The sequence below is a fragment of the Thalassotalea crassostreae genome (genome assembly GCF_001831495.1).
GTDB classification, from domain to species: domain Bacteria; phylum Pseudomonadota; class Gammaproteobacteria; order Enterobacterales; family Alteromonadaceae; genus Thalassotalea_A; species Thalassotalea_A crassostreae.
The window spans coordinates 3,484,766-3,506,408 of record NZ_CP017689.1; the positions used below are offsets into that span (position 1 = coordinate 3,484,766).

The 21,643-nt window shown below is 39.3% G+C and carries 21 protein-coding genes; 7 read left to right on the plus strand and 14 right to left on the minus strand.

The genetic code is table 11. From position 1 onward, the window contains the following. Positions 1-4 precede the first annotated feature (4 nt). Positions 5-1,168 (minus strand): cystathionine gamma-synthase, encoded by a 1,164-nt coding sequence (gene metB / locus LT090_RS15110; protein WP_068544377.1) that lies wholly within the window; start codon positions 1,166-1,168, stop codon positions 5-7. 205 nt (positions 1,169-1,373) lie between these two features. Here metB and metJ point away from each other — a divergent pair, with 205 nt between their 5' ends. Further along, positions 1,374-1,700, plus strand: coding sequence for a met regulon transcriptional regulator MetJ (metJ, locus tag LT090_RS15115; protein WP_068544378.1), 327 nt, complete (start codon positions 1,374-1,376; stop codon positions 1,698-1,700). Positions 1,701-1,740: 40 nt separating this feature from the next. Beyond that, positions 1,741-2,151, plus strand: a complete 411-nt coding sequence (locus LT090_RS15120) for a hypothetical protein (RefSeq protein WP_068544379.1) — start codon at positions 1,741-1,743, stop codon at positions 2,149-2,151. A gap of 60 nt (positions 2,152-2,211) precedes the next feature. Here LT090_RS15120 and LT090_RS15125 read toward each other — a convergent pair whose 3' ends face one another. Beyond that, positions 2,212-3,285, minus strand: a complete 1,074-nt coding sequence (locus LT090_RS15125) for a DUF1254 domain-containing protein (protein ID WP_068544380.1) — start codon at positions 3,283-3,285, stop codon at positions 2,212-2,214. 109 nt (positions 3,286-3,394) lie between these two features. Between LT090_RS15125 and LT090_RS15130 the strand changes: the two genes are divergently transcribed. After that, positions 3,395-4,270 (plus strand): LysR family transcriptional regulator, encoded by an 876-nt coding sequence (locus LT090_RS15130; RefSeq protein WP_068544381.1) that lies wholly within the window; start codon positions 3,395-3,397, stop codon positions 4,268-4,270. A gap of 208 nt (positions 4,271-4,478) precedes the next feature. Here the strand turns inward: LT090_RS15130 and LT090_RS15135 are convergent, their stop codons facing one another. The 11 genes from LT090_RS15135 to LT090_RS15185 all read right to left on the minus strand — a co-directional run bounded on the left by LT090_RS15135 (position 4,479) and on the right by LT090_RS15185 (position 16,434). After that, on the minus strand, positions 4,479-5,777 hold the full coding sequence (locus tag LT090_RS15135) for an adenylosuccinate synthase (RefSeq protein ID WP_068544382.1): 1,299 nt from the start codon (positions 5,775-5,777) through the stop codon (positions 4,479-4,481). 221 nt (positions 5,778-5,998) lie between these two features. Continuing rightward, positions 5,999-6,187 carry a DUF2065 domain-containing protein gene (locus LT090_RS15140; protein WP_068544383.1) on the minus strand — a complete coding sequence of 63 codons (189 nt, stop codon included), beginning with the start codon at positions 6,185-6,187 and terminating at the stop codon, positions 5,999-6,001. A gap of 75 nt (positions 6,188-6,262) precedes the next feature. Next, positions 6,263-7,144, minus strand: coding sequence for a protease modulator HflC (hflC, locus tag LT090_RS15145; protein WP_068544384.1), 882 nt, complete (start codon positions 7,142-7,144; stop codon positions 6,263-6,265). A 2-nt stretch (positions 7,145-7,146) separates the two neighbouring features. Then, a complete protein-coding gene (gene hflK / locus LT090_RS15150) occupies positions 7,147-8,301 on the minus strand; it encodes an FtsH protease activity modulator HflK (RefSeq protein ID WP_068544385.1) in 1,155 nt (384 codons plus the stop codon). Positions 8,302-8,366: 65 nt separating this feature from the next. Then, positions 8,367-9,653, minus strand: coding sequence for a ribosome rescue GTPase HflX (gene hflX / locus LT090_RS15155; protein ID WP_068544386.1), 1,287 nt, complete (start codon positions 9,651-9,653; stop codon positions 8,367-8,369). 31 nt (positions 9,654-9,684) lie between these two features. Continuing rightward, positions 9,685-9,927: an RNA chaperone Hfq gene (gene hfq, locus LT090_RS15160; RefSeq protein ID WP_068544387.1), complete on the minus strand. Its 243-nt coding sequence runs from the start codon at positions 9,925-9,927 to the stop codon at positions 9,685-9,687. A gap of 271 nt (positions 9,928-10,198) precedes the next feature. Continuing rightward, complete coding sequence (gene miaA, locus LT090_RS15165) at positions 10,199-11,143, minus strand: tRNA (adenosine(37)-N6)-dimethylallyltransferase MiaA (protein ID WP_068544388.1); 945 nt, start codon at positions 11,141-11,143, stop codon at positions 10,199-10,201. A gap of 9 nt (positions 11,144-11,152) precedes the next feature. After that, positions 11,153-13,060: a DNA mismatch repair endonuclease MutL gene (gene mutL, locus LT090_RS15170; RefSeq protein WP_068544389.1), complete on the minus strand. Its 1,908-nt coding sequence runs from the start codon at positions 13,058-13,060 to the stop codon at positions 11,153-11,155. Positions 13,061-13,087: 27 nt separating this feature from the next. Then, positions 13,088-14,389 (minus strand): N-acetylmuramoyl-L-alanine amidase, encoded by a 1,302-nt coding sequence (locus LT090_RS15175; RefSeq protein WP_068544390.1) that lies wholly within the window; start codon positions 14,387-14,389, stop codon positions 13,088-13,090. Between the two features lie 44 nt (positions 14,390-14,433). Continuing rightward, positions 14,434-14,901 carry a tRNA (adenosine(37)-N6)-threonylcarbamoyltransferase complex ATPase subunit type 1 TsaE gene (gene tsaE / locus LT090_RS15180; RefSeq protein ID WP_068544391.1) on the minus strand — a complete coding sequence of 156 codons (468 nt, stop codon included), beginning with the start codon at positions 14,899-14,901 and terminating at the stop codon, positions 14,434-14,436. After that, the gene (locus LT090_RS15185; RefSeq protein WP_162272308.1) at positions 14,902-16,434 is read right to left on the minus strand and encodes an NAD(P)H-hydrate dehydratase; all 1,533 of its coding nucleotides are present in this window, start codon (positions 16,432-16,434) and stop codon (positions 14,902-14,904) included. 106 nt (positions 16,435-16,540) lie between these two features. On the opposite strand from LT090_RS15185, the gene queG reads away from it, so the two are divergent. Beyond that, entirely contained in the window at positions 16,541-17,689 is a 1,149-nt protein-coding gene (queG, locus tag LT090_RS15190) for a tRNA epoxyqueuosine(34) reductase QueG (protein ID WP_068544393.1), read from the plus strand. A gap of 92 nt (positions 17,690-17,781) precedes the next feature. Here queG and LT090_RS15195 read toward each other — a convergent pair whose 3' ends face one another. Then, on the minus strand, positions 17,782-18,249 hold the full coding sequence (locus LT090_RS15195; RefSeq protein WP_068544394.1) for a Spy/CpxP family protein refolding chaperone: 468 nt from the start codon (positions 18,247-18,249) through the stop codon (positions 17,782-17,784). 166 nt (positions 18,250-18,415) lie between these two features. Between LT090_RS15195 and LT090_RS15200 the strand changes: the two genes are divergently transcribed. The 3 genes from LT090_RS15200 (at position 18,416) to LT090_RS15210 (ending at position 21,642) form a co-directional block, all read left to right on the plus strand. After that, positions 18,416-19,108, plus strand: coding sequence for a response regulator transcription factor (locus tag LT090_RS15200; protein ID WP_068544395.1), 693 nt, complete (start codon positions 18,416-18,418; stop codon positions 19,106-19,108). Next, positions 19,108-20,514, plus strand: a complete 1,407-nt coding sequence (locus LT090_RS15205) for an ATP-binding protein (protein ID WP_068544396.1) — start codon at positions 19,108-19,110, stop codon at positions 20,512-20,514. The genes LT090_RS15200 and LT090_RS15205 overlap by 1 nt, the downstream gene beginning before the upstream one ends. A gap of 126 nt (positions 20,515-20,640) precedes the next feature. Beyond that, complete coding sequence (locus LT090_RS15210) at positions 20,641-21,642, plus strand: alpha/beta fold hydrolase (RefSeq protein ID WP_068544397.1); 1,002 nt, start codon at positions 20,641-20,643, stop codon at positions 21,640-21,642. Position 21,643 lies beyond the last annotated feature (1 nt).

The following is a 21,643-nucleotide window of genomic DNA, read 5'->3' on the forward strand; positions in this document are numbered from 1 at the left end:
TCGTTTATTCTGCGCTTAACGTGGCATTTAAAGCCTGTTCTAAATCTTCAATGATGTCTTTGCTATCTTCAATACCAACAGACACTCTAATCAAGGTTTGACTTATCCCAGCTACTTTTTGTGCTTCAAGGTCCATACCGGCATGGGTCATAGTCGACGGGTGAGAAATAAGACTTTCAACACCACCTAATGATTGCGCCAAAGTGAATAGTTTAACCTTGGCAAATAACGTTTTAACCTGTTCAACGCCACCTTTGATTTCAAAAGACAGCATGCTGCCAAAGCCTTTTTGTTGGGCTTTAGCAAGTTCATGCCCTGGATGGTCAGTTAGGCCTGGATAATGAATTCTTTCAATGGCAGGATGATTTTGTAAAAACGCAATCAAGTCATCAGTGTTTTGCTGATGTTGCTTTAAGCGAACCGGCAAAGTTTTCAAACCACGTAAGGTTAAGTAGCTATCAAACGGCGAACCCGTAATACCGATACAATTCGCCCACCATGTTAAAGTCTCGCCTAGTTCGGCATCTTTAGTCACTACCGCACCGCCAACAATATCAGAATGACCATTGATAAATTTGGTGGTTGAATGGATAACAATGTCGGCGCCCAAATCGAGTGGGTTTTGCAACAGTGGTGATAAAAAGGTGTTGTCGACTGCCACTAAAGCACCAACGTCTTTCGCCGCTTTACAGATAGCGGCAATATCAACAACACGCAGTAATGGGTTACTTGGTGTTTCGATTAATACAATTTTTGGTTTTTCAGATAACGCTTGTTGCAGTGCGTTCGCGTCGGTTTGATCGACAACTAATAATTTGAATAAGCCACGATCAGCTAAATGAGTAAATAAACGATAACTGCCGCCATAACAGTCATGAGGAATAAGTAAGGTGTCGTCAGCCGAAAGTAATTGGCAAACTAAATGAATTGCTGACATACCAGTACCAGTGATAATGCCAGTGCTGCCATGCTCTAATTCAGCAATGACATCACCTAATGAAGTTCGAGTTGGGTTACCCGAACGAGAATAATCATATTCTCTTTTTTCATTAAAGCCCTTTAAGCTATAAGTACTTGATAAGTGCATTGCAGGTACAACACTGCCATAGTGTTTATCTGAATTGATACCGGCCTGTACGGCGATAGTGTTTGCTTTACCTTTACTCATAACGGACTCTTTTCTTTGTTTAATTTTTTGCTTAATCGCTAATCAATTGACGACAGATGTATAGACGTCTATAAATCTAAACGTTTGATTGCCGAAGGTCAAGAACTTTTAGACGTCTAAACATCTTTATTGATAGATGTTGACTCAATTGTCATACCTAGTACAATTTACTCAATTGAATAAAAAAGAGTTTCGGAGAGAATTCATGGCAGAATGGAATGGCGAATATATTAACCCTTACGCCCCACACGGTCAGAAAAGTGAAAAAGTAAAAAAGATCACTGTATCAATTCCATTGCGAGTATTAAAAGTACTTACCGATGAACGCACACGCAGACAAGTCAACAACTTGCGCCACGCTACAAACAGCGAATTATTATGTGAAGCATTCTTACATGCTTTCACCGGTCAACCATTACCAGATGATGGCGACTTAGCAAAAGATAATGAGCAGCAACTTCCCGAGAGTGTGCGTAAGCATCTAGAAACCCTTGGTATAACTGACTTTTCAGAATACGAAGACCAAGAATAAAAGCAAAAACTATAATAATAAATAGTCATACAGGGAATGTATGAATCAGCTCGAAGCGTTAGGTGTAGGCATCAGATTACTTGGAATTTTTCTTTTAGCATTCTTGATCAGAGATATTCCTATAGCCTTTGAAACCTTATCTCAATACAAAAAATTTAATTCAAGCGGCAGTAACGGCATGACCTTTTATGCAGCAATGTCGATCTTCGGTGTTCTCATTTCGTTGTTGATGATTAAATTCCCTACCTTTATTGCACAAATGCTTGTCGCCAAATCTTCGGCTAAATCAGCCGAGTTAAAAGGCGACATAGAAACTTTTCAAACCACAGGAATTATCATACTCGGTATTTATATCTTATCCTGGGCAATTCCAGATCTTATCCACAATATAATCAGTCTTTGGCAGTCTAAAGAATACAGACCTAATGATGCAGAAAATTTCATGCAATAAAAAAAGTGAAGTGTTACTAAAACACTTCACTTTTTTTGTTTTGGTGATTAAAAGCTTAAATTATTTAGCTTTAACAAAAGGTAATATACGGTAACCTTGGTTAGTCACTTTATCTGTTGGCATGTAATGACGAATACCTAAGTTAAATACGCCACTGTCATTCTTTGTTTTAATGTTGTTTGGCGCATCATCTCCACAACCAAAACTTACAGTGTACGTGCCATCTTTGTTTAAAGTCGCTGTATTTGAGCTTACATGAGCAACATCGTTGAACATGAAACCTTTTTTGTCATATACAGTGATAGACCAAAACGCTTGGTTTTCAGGGTCAGCAAACGTTGCTTGATGACACTTATCCATAGGGTAGTTTCCTGACACTTCATAAACGTTATCTTTATATTGTGCACCGCCCCAACCAATAGCGGTACCTACTTGGTATTTCTCTTTTGTAAATAGCTCTTTTGAGTTGTCTCGAGGATCGGTAAACATACCTGTTAATGCATCACTACCATCTCGCTTAGCGATAGCGCCCATTTTAGCTTTTAGCTCATTTTCTACTTTAAGAAATGATTCTTGGTTTACAGGTTTCGCTGAAAACTTCTTATTTGATTTAGCTGAAATGAACATTTGATCTTGATACATTTTAGCTTCGGCTTCGGTAAAAGTTGAATCTAAGCGAACAACTACATAAACATGTGTGCCAGTATGCGTAGTTAAGTTAAACGTACCAGAGCCATAGCTCATTGCTTGAATACGATGGTCTTCTGTCACTGGTTGAACAGACATGTATTTACCTTCAGGGATTTCAGGCATAGTGATTGTCGCACCTTTTGAAACATCAACTACAGCCATTGAATAATAAGTGTCTCGGTTCATACGAACCACTGGCTGATTATCTGTAGGAGTTAATTGACGTTTGTGTAAAAGCGTATTTATACCCGCCAAGTCTTGGTTCTTAAGAAGTTGGTGAGAGGTTTCAGCTACTGGGTATGAATCAGCTGTTACGGTAACGCCAGAATCGGAGAAAAAACCGTCTAATGTTGTTACCTGATTTACTGAGCTATTTGCTAAAGCAGGAGTAGCTGATATTGCTGCAACAAGTGATAAAGCGATTAGTGAATGTGTGAATTTCATTTTGGTTTCCTTATTAAATTTTACTTTAATGTTAAGTGGGAGTAGTTTTTAAGTTAAGTAAAGTATACACTGATATTTTATCAAGCATAGTTAAGAGTGACTTGACCAAATGGAAAGAAAGGTCGATTACAATTTATTTAAAACCTTTTTGGCAGTTTATGAACTTGGCAGCCTTAAGCGTGCTGGTGCGAAGCTTGGGATCTCTGAAAGTGCAACGAGTAAGCAAATTACTAAACTATCTGAACAATTAGGTGAAGCGCTATTTATAAGAACTGCCAAGGGGTTGGAGCCTACTTTTGCAGCTCAACATAGAGTCGAGATGATACGTGGCGCGATAGAACAGTTTAATTTAGCGATACCACCATTATCTTTTGACGCAGAAACCTATACAGGTAAAGTAAGAATTGCCTTATTCAATAGCTATATGCAAACCTTTGGCGGTCGGTTATTTGATTTACTATCGAAAGAATTCCCTAAAGCATATATAGAACTTGTTACTTGGGGACCAGAAACCAACAACGACATTATAAAAACGGATATTCAACTTGGAGTACATTTTTATAATGAGGATCGGCCCAATACTATTTATCAAATTCCCATCGCTGATGATCCTATGGTCGCACTGATCGGACATCAACACGAAGTGCCGAATTGGGAAGAGCTTATTCGATGGCCTTTTCTCCATGTTAAGGCTGCTGGTTGGAGCGAGGAGCGTTATCCTTTTCTTGAATTTTTAAGAGCAAAAGGCATTGAGTTAGATATTCAAGGCGCAGTTGATGATGCATCAATTTGTGAAAAAATATTGACCACTAGTAAGCTGGCGACCTTTATGCACCGCAGCTATAAAACCGATAAAGTTACAGACGTATTACCATCAAAAGAATATCAATACTCACTTAAAACCGCTTGCTGTATTAGCTTAATGCAAAGACAAGCGCCATTACAAAAATGTTTGGTTGATATCGTCAAGTCAATTATTAAGTAACAGCTTATAGGGATAGGCCAAATTTCCTCCGTCCCGGAGGCTAAATGGTTTTACCCGTATCTTGAAGACACTATCGCCCCCACATTCTTTTAGAAAATTTCATGCAATAAAAAAGCAGCCTATTGGCTGCTTATTTGCCTCACCCGAGGTGAGGCAAACCGAAGCACCATGGAAGGTAAAGCTTCGGTAGTTAATTTGTTTTCAACGATTATTCGTCGAATGGGTTAACTAAAACCATAGTTTCAACACGATCAGGACCAGTTGAAATGATATCTACTGGCACACCAGTAATTTCTTCGATGCGTTTGATGTAAGCAATCGCATTAGCTGGAAGTGCATCAACAGATGTTGCACCAACTGTGTTTTCAGACCAACCAGGCATAGTTTCGTATACCGGAGTAATGTTCTCGTAACCTTCAGCTGCCATTGGTGGTACTGTGATTTCTTCGCCAGATTCAGTTTTGTAAGCAACACAAATCTTAAGTTCTTTTAAACCATCTAATACATCAAGCTTGGTTAAACAGAAACCTGAGATACTATTAACTTGAACAGCACGGTGCATAGCAACGGCATCAAACCAACCACAACGACGTTCACGACCAGTAGTTGCGCCAAATTCGTGACCTACTGTACCTAAGTGATGACCAATTTCATCGTCAAGCTCGGTCGGGAATGGGCCTGAACCAACACGAGTAGTGTATGCTTTAGTAATACCTAATACGTAATCTAAGTAACGAGGACCGAAACCACAACCAGTTGCAACACCACCTACAGTAGTATTTGATGACGTTACGTAAGGGTAAGTACCGTGATCGATATCTAAAAGTGTACCTTGTGCACCTTCAAACATGATTGACTCACCTTCTTTGCGAGCAACATCTAACATTTCGCTGATATCAGCAGTCATGTCTTTAATGATATCAGCAACAGCTAGTGCGTCTGCTAATACAGTATCGTAATCTACAGCGTCAACTTTGTAGTAGTTAGTTAAGGTGAAGTTATGGTATTCCATAATCTCTTTTAACTTCGCTGCGAATGCTTCTTTGTCGAATAAATCGCTAACACGTAAACCACGACGAGCAACTTTATCTTCGTATGATGGACCAATACCACGACCGGTAGTACCGATTTTCTTGTTACCACGAGCGGCTTCACGCGCTGCATCTAGTGCATTGTGGTATGGCAAGATTAAAGGACATGCATCAGAGATTAGTAAGCGCTCACGTACTGGAACACCTTTAGCTTCTAACATGCCAATTTCGGTCATTAGTGCTTTAGGACATAAAACTACGCCATTACCAATCAAACATTTTACGTTATCACGTAAAACACCAGATGGTATTAAATGTAATACGGTTTTCTCACCGTTAATTACTAATGTGTGGCCTGCGTTGTGACCGCCTTGATAGCGAACAACATATTTTGCTTTATCGGTAAGTAAGTCTACAACTTTACCCTTACCTTCATCACCCCATTGGGTGCCTAGAACGACGACGTTTTTGCCCATGATATTGTTTCAATTCCCAAAGAAAATTAGGCGGAGATTCTACCAAAGTACGGCAAGGTGATCACCACTTTTGTTAAGTTTTTTGTAGTTAAATTGTTAACCAGCTAAATTAAGGTGTTAATAGGCTGTTTGCATCTCACTATTTTCTCTATGAGTAAGCCAAATTAACTATAGCTCAAAACCCTATTTAAGCCGCATTAAAATAAAATTTTAGGGTCGCTCTAATTCAGGATAATTAGCAAAAGACTACCAACGACGAGCAATGAGAGTCCTATTTGGCGAATGGTATTCGGTTTTTCTTCTGCAAGTTTTAGGATAAAACTGCGCCAGCGTTTGGGAAATAAAAACGGTCCTATGCCTTCAAAAATTAGCATTAACGCAAATGCGCTCATCATTAATGTAAAGTCCATAATCCCTCTTTGATAAAAAGTAAAGCTGTAGAAACAAGAAACCCACCAATAGGTGGGCTTCTAATCAATGTTTGACTACTTAGACTTGACGTCTTTCAGATAGTGGAAAAAGTCACTATCTGGTTTCACAATCAATACATCGCTTTTTGAATTAAAACTATTTTCGTAAGCTTCTAACGAACGAACAAAGCCAAAGAACTCAGCATCTTTACTGTAAGCATCGGCATAAACCTTAGCAGCGAGTGCGTCACCTTCACCACGAATGGTAAATGCATTTTTCTTCGCTGTTGCTTTCATTACCGTTACCTTAGCATTTACTGTTGCTTCGATAACCTGTGCTTTTTCCATACCTTGCGAACGATGCTCTTTAGCAACCGCATGACGATCAGCACGCATACGTTTAAATATTGAGTCACTTACCTCTGTTGGTAAGTTGATACGTTTAACACGTACGTCAACTACTTCAATACCTAAATCAGCTTTACTTGATTGAGCACTTATCATTGCTTCTTCCATCAATGAATCACGATCACCCGATACGATTTGTTGAATCGTACGACGACCAAATTCAGTACGAAGACCGTTGTTTACTTTTTGCGTTAATAGTGCACGGGCGTTGTTAATATCACCACCGGCAGTACGAACGTAGAAAGTAGAGAAATCAACAATTTTCCACTTAACGTAAGAATCAACTAATACGTCTTTTTTCTCAGCAGTTACGAATCGTGCAGCAGCACCATCTAATGTTTGAATACGTGCATCAATTTTCTTAATGCGCTCAATCATTGGAATTTTAAAGTGCAGACCTGGTTCATAAATACGCATTTCGCCGTCAGAATCACGTTTGATTTTCGAGAATTGGAACACGATACCGCGCTCACCTTCGTTAATCACAAATACCGATGAAATGGTTAATAGACCAAGTACGACTAGAATAATAATTGAAAAGTTTTTCATGATTAATTGCCCCCTCGACCATATCTATCAGTGCGGCCTGTCGTTGAATTCACAGTAGAATTAGGGCTCGTTTCAGTCGAGCTTTGTTTTACTGGAGTTAAATCTCTTGAATTCTGCTGAACAGCTTTCGATTGATTTTGCATAATTTTATCTAATGGGATGTACATCATGTTATTGCCGCCATCTACATCGACCATAACTTTAGAAGTATTACTATATACGTTTTCCATCGTGCTTAGGTATAAACGCTGACGCGTTACTTCTGGTGCCGCTTGATATTCTGGTAACAGTTTTTCAAACTTAGCAACTTGACCTTCCGCATCTAAAACAATTTGCTCTTTATAAGCAATTGCTTCTTGTTCAATAGCTTTAGCGATACCACGCGCTTTTGGTTCTTCAGATAACGCATAACCTTGCGCTTCTAAGACAAAGCGTTCTTCATCTTCTTTTGCAGCAATTGCATCATCGAATGCATCTTTAACTTGCTCAGGAGGACGAGCATCTTTAAAGTTGACATCAGCAATAATAATACCCAACTTGTATGACTCGATTACTTTCTCAAGCTCTGCCCATACAGATTGACGTACTTGCTCACGACCTGACGTTAACACTTCATCCATTTTTGAATGACCAACAACGTAACGAATTGCACTATCGAATGCTTGCTCAAGACTTTGATCAGCGTTAGTTACACTAAACAAGTACTCACGTGCATTAACGATACGGTATTGAACCTGCATTTCGACAAGAACTAAGTTCTCATCCTGCGTTAACATGTCACCACGACGCGCTAAATCTCGCGTTGTTTGTACATCAACTGGAATCACGTTTTCGATAAACGTTGGTTGCCAATGAATACCCGGCTCTACCATGCCATTAAATTCACCAAACTGTAGTACGACACCACGTTGTGCTTCTTTAATGGTATAGAAACCGCTTACTGCCCAGACAACCACTGCGATAACGACAATAATACCTGCACCTATGCTGCTAAAATTACTGCCGCCAGATTTACCAGATTTCTTACCACCGAAAATCCCGCCAAATTTATTGCCTAGATCTTTTAAAAACTCATCTAAGTCAGGTGGTCCTTGATCACGACCGCCTTTATTTTTCCAGGGATCATTATCGTTTTTCCCCGGTTCATTCCAAGCCATTCTGCTCTCCATTTACTTGAATATTAAATACAATTCGATTACTTGCTACTAATACTATCAGTAGCTTAATGCTGGATAAAGGTTTCTATGTCGCTTTTACCAGCTTTCAACAATTTATTCCATTCGCGCAATGGTAACGTTACATCAAGTAAACAATTACCATCGTCATCGTAACTCTCACTATTAATACAGTTTAGTTCGTATAACGTACCGCGCAATTTCCCAGCTATCGGAGGGATTTTTAATGTATGTTTTACTACTTCCGTTGCCAGCAACTCGGTTAGTGCTTGCGACAATAATTCAATACCAATATTCGCTCGCGCCGATAACCAAACTCTGATGGGTTTACCATTTTCATCACGATCGATTCGCGGCGCAACATCTGCCAAGCTATCAATTTTATTACAGACTAACAGTTGTGGTATATCGTTCGCTTCAATTTCTTCTAATACGGCATCAACAGACGCAATGTTTTCACTGCGACGCTCGTCGGCGATATCAACAACGTGCAATTGTAAATCAGCTTCTCGAGTTTCAGTTAACGTCGCCTTAAACGCAGCAACTAAATCATGTGGCAAGTGCCTAATAAAACCTACGGTGTCGGCTAAAATAACTCGACCAACATCCTTAATATGAATTTTTCTTAGCGTTGGGTCGAGTGTCGCAAACAACTGATCCGCGGCGTAAACGCTGGCATTAGTAATGCGGTTAAACAGTGTAGATTTACCCGCATTAGTATAACCAACTAAAGAAACCGTTGGTATTTCTGCTCGTGAACGAGCACGTCGACCTTGAAAACGTTGTTTTTCAACCTTCTCTAGACGACCACGAATACTATGCATACGTTCGCGTAGTAATCGTCTATCTGTTTCTAACTGAGTTTCACCCGGACCTCGCAGACCGATACCACCTTTTTGACGTTCAAGGTGAGTCCAACCTCGAATAAGTCGGGTGCTCATATGCTTTAATTGAGCAAGCTCAACCTGCATTTTACCTTCGTGAGTTCGAGCTCTTTGAGCAAAAATATCGAGAATTAGAGTGGTACGATCGAGTACTCGACATTCACATAATGCTTCAAGATTTTTTTCTTGTGACGGTGACAAGATATGATTAAACAAAATCACATCAGCGTCATATAACTTAACAGCGTCTGCAATTTCTTCAGCTTTACCACTACCAACAAAGAATTTTGAATGCGGGGTGTCACGTTTACCCGTTACTACGGTTAAACAATTAACGCCAGCAGAAGAAACTAACATTTCGAATTCTTGTAGGTCTTCGCGGGCGTTTTCTTGTGGAAAGTCTATGTGAACAAGTACTGCTTGCTCACCTGCTTGATGTCTATCAAACAAATGAGCAACTCCAATTCATTTTCATTAACGCTTATTCCATCGGTTGATTAAATTCAGCCGGAGTTGTATTTACTGCGCGAGACGGCACTACCGTTGAGATAGCGTGCTTGTAAACCATCTGGCTCACTGTATTTTTAAGTAAAATTACGAACTGATCAAATGATTCAACTTGACCTTGTAACTTTATACCGTTGACAAGATATATTGCCACAGGAATGCGATCACGACGTAACGCATTCAAAAATGGGTCTTGTAAAGATTGCCCTTTTGCCATTAGATAGGCTCCTTATTGTTATTGTTTATCCTATTTACATATCGACATATCTTTGTCTTTTTAGGGGGAACAAAGAAGTTCGATTTAGCAAATCTAGGTACCAACTGACTTAACATTTGGTAATTTCAAATTTTGCTTGTTATACCAAATGCTTAAGCTTAACTTTACAGAGGTATTAACAACGAGCTTTTTAAGTATACACTATGATTTTAACTTTGCTAATGAATAAGCATTTGAGCAAAATAAAATCGATTTATTTTAAGTATTTATCTTAGTTTTTCTCAATTTCAGCGACTTGAGATAAAATTTTCGACAAATTGCTGTCATCGCCAGTCGTTAACCAATTAAGGTTTGGCCAACTGCGTAACCAGGTTAATTGCCTTTTCGCCAATTGCCTTGTCGCACAAACGCCACGAAATACCATTTCATCCCAATCAAATTCGCCACTTAAATGTTGCCACATTTGACGATAACCTACGCAACGAATCGATGGTAAATTTTCATGTAAATCGTCACGTTGCATTAATTGCTCGACCTCATTTTTAAAGCCTTGTTCGAGCATTATGTTGTAACGTAACTCAATACGGTCATGCAATTCGCTGCGTTTTTTGGTGGTAATCGCAAACTGCAAAATATCACCAGTTAAGTGTTCGCCTTTAATTGCTTGCAACTCAGTTAGCGTTTTACCACTAACTCGATATACCTCTAATGCTCGAGTTAATCGCTGAGAATCGTTTTCATTAATACGCTGAGCTGAAGTTGGATCAACGTCGGCTAACAACTGGTGAATATAATGCCACCCATGTTGTTCTGCGTCTTGTTCAATCACCGCACGTATATCACCATCTGCCGCGGGTAAAGGAGAAATACCTTCGATGAGACTCTTAAAGTACATCATGGTTCCGCCAACGAGCACAGGAATTCGACCTTTTTTGCGACTTTCGTTAATTAAAGCCATGGCATCACGGCAAAAATCGGCAGCTGAATAGCTTTCAACAGGATCGATTATATCAACTAACGCATGGGGATATTTGCTTAACTCTGCTTTTGTTGGCTTAGCTGAGCCAATATCCATGGTTTTATAAATCAGCGCTGAATCAACACTAATAATGTCACAGGGCAAATGTTCACTTAAACCAAAAGCCAGATCAGTTTTACCTGAGGCAGTTGGCCCCATAATGCAAATCACTGGTGGTTGCTGGTTAGTATTGCCCATTAATGTAATTTATTTGCCGTTTTCTAGTTGCTTGATACATGATGTGAGGTCCACATGCAGACAATTCAAGCGTAGATACTCAGAAAAATCAAAATTATTCAGTTGATTGGCATTAATTAGTAGTTGTGCGGCTTGATGCAACTCTAGCTTGCTTGGCAATTTCATCACCGCAAATGCTTCAATCCAGTTCTGCTCAGTAACTTCTTTGGCTTTCATCAACAAGGTTAAAAGTAAGTAAAAGCTTTCAGTTAAGTTTTGCTCTCGTAGTTGCGCAGGATATTGGCGAATAACACAACTGGTTGTACTGGTAAGCTCTAGCGAAATTCCGGCATGATTAAATTGACTAATATGGGCATTAATAAAATCTACCTGCGTGCTATCTAAACTGATGCTTTGCGGCAATAACAATGGCTGAGATACGACTCCGCAGGAAAATGACTTTTGTAATTGTTGTTGATTAACCTCGACTAAAACTTGTTGTAAATTCAGGCAACAAATACTGCTTTGCTCTCCTAGGTTCAAATCAATAAGCGCGACCCAATCAGAAACCATGCTAAGTAAACGATACGGCTGTTCTTTATTTCTATCTACATAAGCATTACTCGGTACACTAGCAGGAGTGTGGTCATTTTCCGAAGGCAATATCTCGACCGTTTCAAGTAACGATTGATAATTTTCAACAGCTTGATTAGACGGTTTACTTGCCCCTGACTTATAAGAGTTAATGCTGTTCGAACTATAGTTACGTGCGCCAGCATTGCTCTGTCCATAATTGTTTGATGCAGGACTTTGGCTTGGACGCAATTCACTGACATATTCCCGAGAATAGGTCTCACTATTAGTCACTGGTTGGTTATAACCATGCTGGTTTTGTCCTTCATCAACTATTGGCGTTTGCGGCTCTGAAACTATATTTTGCTGACAATTTTCCAATGTTTGTTCAATCGCACGACAAATAAAATCGTGGACTAAGCGGGCTTGATGAAAACGAACTTCATGCTTTGCTGGATGCACATTAACATCCACTTCTCGATAATCAAGGTTGAAGAACAGAACAAATGCGGGATAACCATTATGATCTATACGATCGCTATAAGCTTGACGTATCGCGTGATTAATTAACTTGTCACGCATCATTCGGCCATTAACGTAGCTATAACTTAAATCATTTTGGCTGCGCACAAAGCTTGGTTGGCCAATCCAGCCCCACAAATGAAATTCACCATGGTTAAATTCTAACGGCAGTGCATTATTAATAAAACTTTGACCGCAAACGGCCGCAATACGTTTTTCAATCTGCTTGTCAGTTTGTGCTCGGCGATATTGTCGAATGGTTTTGCCATTGTGAATTAACTGGAAGCCGATATCGAGTTTCGATAACGCTATACGGCGCACCACTTCATCAATATGACTGAACTCTGTTTTTTCAGTTCGCATAAATTTACGACGTGCAGGAGTATTAAAAAACAGATCTTCGACGTCGATTGATGTGCCATCAGGATGTGCCGCAGGTTTTACGTCTACAGTCATGTCACGACCAATAGCAACAGCTTGCCACGCGGCGTCTTGTTCCACTGGTTTTGAGGTCAATGATAATCGTGCAACAGAACTAATACTGGCGAGCGCTTCACCGCGAAATCCTAGGGAATGAATAGATTCAAGATCATCGAGAGATTTGATTTTGCTGGTAGCGTGACGAGATAAAGCTAAGGTTAATTCATCTTTAACAATACCATGACCATTATCGGTTATTTTAATGCGTTTAGCGCCGCCTTTCTCAATGTCTATTACAATATTGTTAGCGCCAGCATCAATGGCATTTTCAACCAACTCTTTGACTACCGATGCTGGTCGTTCAACCACTTCGCCTGCGGCTATTTGGTTTGCCAAACGTGCTGGCAATACTTGAATTGTCATGAATTTACCAATTAATTAAACGGTCGATTATTTGGGAATTGTTAACGTCTGTCCTACACGAACAACATCAGTTTTGAGGTTATTTGCGAGCTTTAACTGTTTTACCGAAACTTTATATTTATGGGCGATCAGCGACAAAGATTCGCCACGAGAAATTTTATGTTTACTCGGTTTTAAGCTGGCCAGTAGACTGCCAGCAGGTGGGTATTTAACAAAGTAATTTTTCATACCCGTGAATATCGCGTTTGCTAGTTTTTTCTGATGCGTTGAGCTCATTAAATTCTTAAAGTCATAAGAATTTGAAATAAAGCCAGTCTCAACTAACATTGACGGAATATCTGAAGACTTCAATACCGCTAGCGATGCATTCTGTGGCGTTGACTTATGCATCTTAGTTACTTTTTTCAATTCTAAAATGACATTGCGCGCCATCTGATCGCTAATTTCCAACGATTTATCTTTGGTTAAATCTGCTAAGAAGACCGCAAGATTATCGTCATTTGTTTTTTTAATTAATTCACCACCGCCACCAAGTAATTCGGAATTTTGCTCTCGACTACGCATCCATTTTGATAATTCAGATTGAGCACGTGAGTCATTTACAATCCAAACCGAAGCGCCTCGAGGTTGTGAGGTACGGAATGCATCAGCATGGATAGACACTAAAAAATCTACCTGTTTTTGACGGGCAATTTGGGTTCGTTTATTTAGATTCACAAAGTAGTCACCACCACGAACCATAACCGCGCGCATACCCGGCTCTTTGTTAACGATAGCTTCCAATCGTTTCGCGATACTTAAGGTGATTTTTTTCTCATAGGTACCATTTTTTGAAATAGAACCAGGATCTTCACCACCGTGTCCAGCATCAATGCCAATAATGACATCGCGCTTATTATCTTTTGGCTTATGGACAACAACAACTTTCTTAGCTTTATCTAATAAGTCGACTACTAAACGGTTACCATATGGACCAGTAGGCGCTAGAGGAAATATTGTTTCGGTATAGGCTGAATTTAAATCAAGTACAATTCGAGTGGAGTTTTTATATTTACCCGTACTGGTGCGAATGCGATTGATACGGGTATCATTTTTGGCAAGATTCGCTAACGGCGCAACATTATTCGCGTTTTTAAAATCGATAACTAAGCGATTTGGGTTTGACAAGAAGAAGTAACTGTAATCAGGTTTTTCGGCCAAATCAAAAACAACACGAGTATTTTCTGGTGCAGGCCAAATACGAACACCTTCAATAACATTCGCCGCCCATGCTTTAGATAGCAAGGTCAGGCAAACAACGATAATTATGTTTAAACTTCTTATGCGCATAAATGTACAACAGCCTTTCTAGGCTTATCATTCTCTTGATTTTATTATAATTGGTTTACTATTTGCTCACCGACAGCAGTTACCGCCACTAATTCGATCAGCCTTTGTTCATCACTATACGTTAAATTAATGATAATATCTTGTTTTGGCAACACTCCAATGCCTTTTTCTGGCCATTCAATAAAACAACAGCATTTGCTGGCAAAGTAATCACGGATCCCCATAAATTCGAGTTCTTCTGGATCTGCCAAGCGATACAAATCAAAATGGTAAACATTGTAATCATCAAGCTCGTAAGGCTCTACTAGAGTGTAGGTTGGGCTCTTAACATTACCAACATGTCCCATACCTTGCACAAAACCACGTGTTAGCGTCGTTTTACCAGCACCTAAGTCGCCATTTAAAAATACGATTAGTGATGATAACTGCTGATTTTTAGTAATACTTGCTAAACGTTTACCCATTGCAATAGTTGCAGCTTCGTCGACAAGTGTTAATGTTATTTTTTTCATTTACTTCTTTTCATCTATTTGATTTACCAAAAATCTCAAAGGGCCAAATAAGTCGCTGGCCAACATGCCTTTGATGCCATTTTCAGCAGCAATATCTGCGGCTTTTCCATGGATAAATACCGCACAACAGGCGGCATCAAAGTTATTATTTAATTGTAATATTAAAGCGCCAAGGATGCCAGAGAGAACATCCCCCATACCTCCGACTGCCATCCCCTCATTGCCACTGGTATTTATATTAGTTTGAACACCATTACTAACAATGGTTCCCGGCCCCTTTAAAACGCATACACCACCATAACGCAGGGCAATTTTTTTCACCGCGCTAAAGCGGTCAAATTCAATATCTTTGACACTAACATTTAATAGCCTCGCTGCCTCACCAGAATGTGGTGTTAGTATCCAATTATCAGATCTATGATCAGTTTGAGCGAGTAAATTTAAACCGTCGGCATCGACAACCATAGGAATGTTTCTTTGTTCATGGAGAGCAATAGCAAAATCAAAATGTTGCTGACCATAACGCCCAGTTCCAAGACCAGGTCCTAAAACCAAGACATCGACTTTCGCAATTTTAGCCTCTAAATCTTGATTAATCATATTTGTATTTTGATTGAGCGCACTTGTTTCAATCGACTCCTGCGCTATTGTACCTTGACCGAGAGTGAGCAACATTAATTCTGGTCTATTGGCTGCCACCAATAATTGATTTTCCTGATGACAAGTTACCGCAACTAAGCCAGCACCGGCACGTAAGGCAGCTTCAGCGCTTAAACGAATCGCACCGGCCATCGATTTATCACCGCCAATGGCATAGACAAAACCACTTGAACCTTTGTGTGAACATGAATTTCTTGCGATTAGCTTAGGGCATGAGTTGTTATTAATAATTAAGCTATCAGCGGCAATATTTTCAGCGAAAAGTTTGTCAATTTTCAAGCCAGCTAAAAAGATATCACCACAATATTGCTTTGCTTGCCCTGTGAGCATGCCTTGTTTAATGGCGATGAAAGTAACCGTTACATCGGCTTTAATACAATGTCCTAATGGATTGCCGGTATTAGCATCCAATCCAGATGGTAGATCAACCGATATAATCGGAAGTTTTTGACTTGTAGCAACAGCATTTATTTGCTCTATCACTTCGCCATAATTAGCTCTTACCGAACCAACGATACCGGTACCTAATAAGGCATCGACAATAACTAAATCATGATCCAGTTCGAGCGTTGATAACTGGCTAAAATGGCCGCCACATTCAACATATTTTTGCAAAGCAATATCGGCGTTACCTTGATAGTTTTCAATATCAGTTAGAGCCAGTACTTGCACTTTGAAACCATGCTCTATTGCTAACCGAGCGACAACAAAACCATCGCCAGCGTTATTGCCACTGCCACAAAGCACCACTATTGATGTTGTTTTAGACCAGCGCTGCCTTAGCAATGCAAATGCTGCAGCACCTGCCAATTCCATCAATTGGTACATTTCAATGGCGGCTAATTTGGCAATTGCCCGTTCATTTGTTGCCACTGATTCCGCCCGATAAGCGTTTCGTGCTATGCTTTTACCTAACTCTACTGATATCATCTTTAACAACCTTATCTCGGGGCCTTATCTTTGGCTAACTTATTGAAAAATGAATAACAACGACTCTATTAACTATCAGGAATTACTCGAAAAAATCAAGCTTTGGGCAACAGAATTTGGCTTTGCTGATGTTGGAATTAGTGACGTTGACCTGAAAGACCATGAAGCCGCATTACAGTCATGGATAGATAATGGCTATCACGGTGAAATGGATTATATGGCCCGACATGAAATGATGCGCGCTCGTCCAGATGAATTATTGCCAGGTACGCTGCGCGTTATTTCAGTACGCCTCGACTATTTGCCGACAGATGCTTGTTTTGCCAAAGTATTAAAACAGCCTAAACATGCATTCATTTCCCGTTATGCCTTAGGTCGAGACTACCACAAGTTAATGCGTAATCGACTGCAAAAGTTAGGACAGAAAATAGAACAATATTGCCACTCTCTGAATTATCGACCATTTGTTGATTCAGCCCCAGTACTGGAGCGTCCTCTAGCAGAAAAGGCAGGTCTAGGTTGGGTTGGAAAACACACGTTATTACTGAATAAAGGCGCTGGTTCATGGTTCTTTTTAGGGGAGTTATTGGTTGATATTCCCTTGCCAATGGATAAGCCATTAAAGAATGAGTGCGGTAGTTGTGTTGCCTGCATTACCATTTGCCCAACTAAAGCCATTGTCGAGCCCTATGTGGTTGATGCGAGACGATGCATTTCTTATTTAACAATCGAATTGCGTGACGCGATACCTGAAGAGTTTAGATCCCTCATCGGTAATAGAATATACGGTTGTGATGATTGTCAGCTAATTTGCCCTTGGAATCGATATGCCGAATTATCTGTAGAGCAAGACTTTCAAGCGAGAAATCGCTTTAACGATATCACACTTTTAGAACTATTTTCTTGGACTGAGCCACAGTTCCTTGAATTTACCCAAGGCTCGCCGATTCGACGTATTGGTTTTGATTGCTGGCAGCGAAATATCGCAGTGGCATTAGGAAATGCGCCATATGATAAGGATATTGTTGCCGCGCTAACTGAAAAAGCTACATCGGCGTCTAGTATGGTTAAAGAACATATAGATTGGGCATTAACGCAAATGGATGATAGGCGTCGGCAGTTAGATAGCATACCTAATGAACGCCTTACCCAAAGATTAATCAGAACGATTGAAAAAGGTTTGCCTAGAGATGCTTAGGTTTTGACCTTAATTGCCAGCTTGGGACCAAAACTTTTTGGCCCCAAAAATCAAAGCTTCACTCCCGTCCTACAGGTTGCTAGCATTATCATTTAAATTGCCGTTTGTTCTTTTTTCTTTGCTCTTTCTGTTTTCTTTTTTTGCATTTTTTGTTTGCGTGCATCAGCCATTTCAGCCATCTTTTGCTTCTGTTCAGCAGTTAGCACTTGATACATTTCATGCATGCTTTTTGCTTTAATTAGTCCAAGCTTTTGCATTTTAACTGCTTGTCTTGATTGCAACGCTTTAAACGCTAGTTCATCGAATGTATCAGCATGAATTATTGCTTTCATTTGTTCTTTGCTTTGATCTTGTCCATCATTCAGCGCTTTCATTTGTTCTTTCTGCGCTTTCATGATGTCCTTCACTTGCTGTTTTTGCTCTTCACTTAAGTCAAGCTTAGAAAACATCATGCGAACAGGGTTGTCCATTTTTCCACGGTGTTTGCCCTTTTGATCTTTAGCAACACTCGAAAACGATACACAAACAAGAGTAAACATAACTAAAATTAGCTTTTTCATAATGATTTTCCTTTGTTAATTAGTTACATTAAGCATATATCAAGGCAATGCAAATAAGTGCAATGCTTGTGTAAAGATTGCGTAAAAGCAAAGTTTTAAAGCTATTATCGTCATATTATTACTGGTAATTGAAATCAAAAACGACTGCTCGGTATGGGACTAACAGATGAATAAACAACTTTTAATAATTGATGATGATAACGAATTAGTAGAACTTCTATCTGAATATTTAGGCAGTGAAGGCTATGATGTTACCTCTTGTTTAGACGGGTTGTCTGGCTTAGAACAAGCAAAAAAACAAAGTTACGACTTAATATTACTTGATGTAATGATGCCTGGACTCAACGGTTTTGAAGTATTGAAAGCATTAGGCGATAATTTTTCAACACCAGTATTAATGTTAACTGCTAAAGATGATGACTACGATAAAATACTTGGTCTTGAACTTGGAGCCGACGATTATCTTTCTAAACCATATAATCCAAAAGAACTACTTGCCAGAATAAAAGCAATTATTAGACGAATTGATATTATCTCTAGTAAATCTAATGCCGAAGAGTTATTGATAAACCAAATTGAATTAAATTGTTCTACTAGACAAGTGATGTCCAATAAAAAACCAGTTTCTCTCACTGGTACAGAGTTTGAAATTTTGCATCTATTAATGTCTAACGTAAATCAAGTTGTCAGCAAAGAGCAATTAAGTGAAGAAGTCCTACATCGACCAATTTCGAGTTATGATCGCAGTATTGATATGCATATATCTAACATTCGCCGCAAAATAGGTGACAATGGCAAAGAAGAAAAAATTAAAACAATTCGTGCTGTTGGTTATATTTTTATGCGTGGCGATAGCTAATGTTTAATTCAAGAAAGCTAATATCGAGTTTAAGCCTAAAAATCTTTTTTGGTTTTTGGTTAATGGCGCTTATTGCCATTACCTCGACACGTTGGATTTCTTCGCAATTTAGAGACGTGGAAAAGGTTCGCGCCCTGCCCGTTCAAAAGCAGCAACCATTTATCAAAGCAAAAAATCGACTAATCAAACAGACAGCCAACAATAAAGTACCCCTGAGTAAGCAGATCAATCCTAAAAACAAACGTTTGCCGAAAGAAATTTGGATTAAATCGATGCAAAACAAAGAGATCTTTACCAACTCTGCTTTTGCTAAACCTGATATTTTTAAGCATGTTAATGAACATGCCTTTGAAACCCCAGTGATTCTAAGAATTCGCGGCTATGAATTAGCAGGCCCATTTAAATTGAATTTGCGCAATCGTGATTATCAAATGTTTTTTGGCAAGCAAATAAAGAATAAAGATATGGCAGGGCTTTGGACAGGGATGCCTTTAGAAATTCGTGTATTAACGGCCGTTGTTGTCACTGGTATTCTCGCCTGGATATTATCTTGGTATATCACTAGGCCACTAAATCGCCTTACACAAGCCAGTAATCATTTTGGTAAAGGTCAGCTTCACACGCGAGTCGTTAGCATTGCAAACCGAAATGACGAAGTTGGTCAACTAGCCAAGGCGTTTAACCAAATGGCTGAACGAATTCAATCGACCTTAACCTCCCAGCAGCGATTATTAGGTGATGTTTCCCATGAATTAAGATCGCCATTAACTCGGCTACAATTAGCGTTATCGCTCGCCCAAAAAGTAGATAACAAACCAGCCGAATTAGAAAAATACTTTCAACGATTTGATCTAGAATTAGATCGACTCGAACAGATGATTGCTCAAGCTTTAAGGCTGTCAAAGTTAGAGAATGATTTGCAACAACTAAATGCTACGGTTACTGATATTGGCACTCTCATTGAAAATATAATTAGTGACAACGCCATTAGCATCGAACAAAAGAAGCTTTCAGTAACTTATTTGCCTAATACTAAAATATCTCTTGATGTTGATGTCATGTTATTAAGAAGTGCAATTGAAAACCTTGTTACTAATGCGATTCGTTACAGCCCTAAAGAGAGTGAAATCACCATTGAGTTAAGCCGAGAGAAAGATGAAATTTCGATTAGCGTTGCAGACCAAGGAGATGGTGTTAGTAGTGAGCATTTAGAGGATATATTTAAACCGTTTTATCGTACTTCTTTAGCTCGAGACCGGGTTAGCGGTGGTACTGGGTTAGGATTAGCAATTGCAAGCAAAGCCGTTACCGCTCATGGCGGACGTATTAGTGCAAAACCGGCGAATGAAGATTCTGAAAAGCCTGGTTTGATTGTTACCATTGTATTGCCTATTCTAAATACATAAACAAGTGTTTTTTATAATCATAAATAACAACATACTTGGCGACATTCTTAACCTCTTTCACTAAAGGTTAGATATTTCTATTCGCCGTATTATATTCATTGCGTAAAACCAGGATTTTTCAGCAGTATGGTCACCGAACAACGTTTTACACAAGAACATCTCTTAAAACAGCGAATGCCACAAATAGAACAATTATGGCAAACCGGTGTATTCTCGTCTTTTAACACGCCTGAGCAAATAAAGATCCATTATGCCTTAATAAGTAAGGCCGAATTAAATGACTGGATTGTTATTGCTCCTGGGCGCTCAGAATCCTATTTAAAGTATAAAGAAGTTGTCTTTGATCTAATCGGCAATGGCTATAATGTGGCAATCATAGATCATCGTGGGCAAGGGCTATCACAGCGCGAATTAGATGAACCACATAAAGGCTATGTAAAAGACTTTAATGATTACACTACTGACTTTAACCACTTTATCACTGAAATTGTTCAGCCCCAGTGTACTGGGCAACTTTTTCTACTAGCGCACTCGATGGGTGCTAATATTAGTGCCCGATTTCTAGCTCAAACCAATCTAGACATTGCGGCCGCAATATTAATGGCTCCAATGATTGCCATCGACGCAGGTATATTTCCAAATTGGCTAGGCCGTTTGGTCGTTTCTGTTGGTTATTTTTTCGATAGATTGTTCAACAAACAATCTGCATACTTTTTTGGCCGAGGCCAATATAAAGATAAAGTATTTAAAGGTTCTGATTTAATGCAATCAGAAGTTAGGTTTAATTATTTTCGAGATTTATATAAGAATGATAAACGTATTCAGTTAGGCGGCGTTACATTTGCTTGGCTAAACGCCGCGATTCAGAGCGAAGACTTTATTATGCAGAATCTAACCACACTAAAAACTCCAGTTACGGTGATGCAGGCGGGCGATGACAATGTGGTGTGTAATAAAATTCAAGACAAATTTTGTCAGCAACTAAACACCTTACATCCTAATTCATGTCCTAACGGCACCACGACAATAATAAAAGGTGCCAAGCACGAATTACTGTTTGAAAAGGACGAATATCGCAATCAAGCATTAACCAAAACCCTTGATTGGTTTAATCAACACAAAACATAAA

Excerpts from the sequence above, each read along its gene's own strand:
- metB (WP_068544377.1), bottom strand. The coding sequence starts at position 1,168 with ATGAGTAAAGGTAAAGCAAACACTATCGCCGTACAGGCCGGTATCAAT.
- metJ (WP_068544378.1), top strand. The coding sequence starts at position 1,374 with ATGGCAGAATGGAATGGCGAATATATTAACCCTTACGCCCCACACGGT.
- LT090_RS15120 (WP_068544379.1), top strand. The coding sequence starts at position 1,741 with ATGAATCAGCTCGAAGCGTTAGGTGTAGGCATCAGATTACTTGGAATT.
- LT090_RS15125 (WP_068544380.1), bottom strand. The coding sequence starts at position 3,285 with ATGAAATTCACACATTCACTAATCGCTTTATCACTTGTTGCAGCAATA.
- LT090_RS15130 (WP_068544381.1), top strand. The coding sequence starts at position 3,395 with ATGGAAAGAAAGGTCGATTACAATTTATTTAAAACCTTTTTGGCAGTT.
- LT090_RS15135 (WP_068544382.1), bottom strand. The coding sequence starts at position 5,777 with ATGGGCAAAAACGTCGTCGTTCTAGGCACCCAATGGGGTGATGAAGGT.
- LT090_RS15140 (WP_068544383.1), bottom strand. The coding sequence starts at position 6,187 with ATGGACTTTACATTAATGATGAGCGCATTTGCGTTAATGCTAATTTTT.
- hflC (WP_068544384.1), bottom strand. The coding sequence starts at position 7,144 with ATGAAAAACTTTTCAATTATTATTCTAGTCGTACTTGGTCTATTAACC.
- hflK (WP_068544385.1), bottom strand. The coding sequence starts at position 8,301 with ATGGCTTGGAATGAACCGGGGAAAAACGATAATGATCCCTGGAAAAAT.
- hfq (WP_068544387.1), bottom strand. The coding sequence starts at position 9,927 with ATGGCAAAAGGGCAATCTTTACAAGACCCATTTTTGAATGCGTTACGT.
- miaA (WP_068544388.1), bottom strand. The coding sequence starts at position 11,143 with ATGGGCAATACTAACCAGCAACCACCAGTGATTTGCATTATGGGGCCA.
- mutL (WP_068544389.1), bottom strand. The coding sequence starts at position 13,060 with ATGACAATTCAAGTATTGCCAGCACGTTTGGCAAACCAAATAGCCGCA.
- LT090_RS15175 (WP_068544390.1), bottom strand. The coding sequence starts at position 14,389 with ATGCGCATAAGAAGTTTAAACATAATTATCGTTGTTTGCCTGACCTTG.
- tsaE (WP_068544391.1), bottom strand. The coding sequence starts at position 14,901 with ATGAAAAAAATAACATTAACACTTGTCGACGAAGCTGCAACTATTGCA.
- queG (WP_068544393.1), top strand. The coding sequence starts at position 16,541 with ATGAATAACAACGACTCTATTAACTATCAGGAATTACTCGAAAAAATC.
- LT090_RS15195 (WP_068544394.1), bottom strand. The coding sequence starts at position 18,249 with ATGAAAAAGCTAATTTTAGTTATGTTTACTCTTGTTTGTGTATCGTTT.
- LT090_RS15200 (WP_068544395.1), top strand. The coding sequence starts at position 18,416 with ATGAATAAACAACTTTTAATAATTGATGATGATAACGAATTAGTAGAA.
- LT090_RS15205 (WP_068544396.1), top strand. The coding sequence starts at position 19,108 with ATGTTTAATTCAAGAAAGCTAATATCGAGTTTAAGCCTAAAAATCTTT.
- LT090_RS15210 (WP_068544397.1), top strand. The coding sequence starts at position 20,641 with ATGGTCACCGAACAACGTTTTACACAAGAACATCTCTTAAAACAGCGA.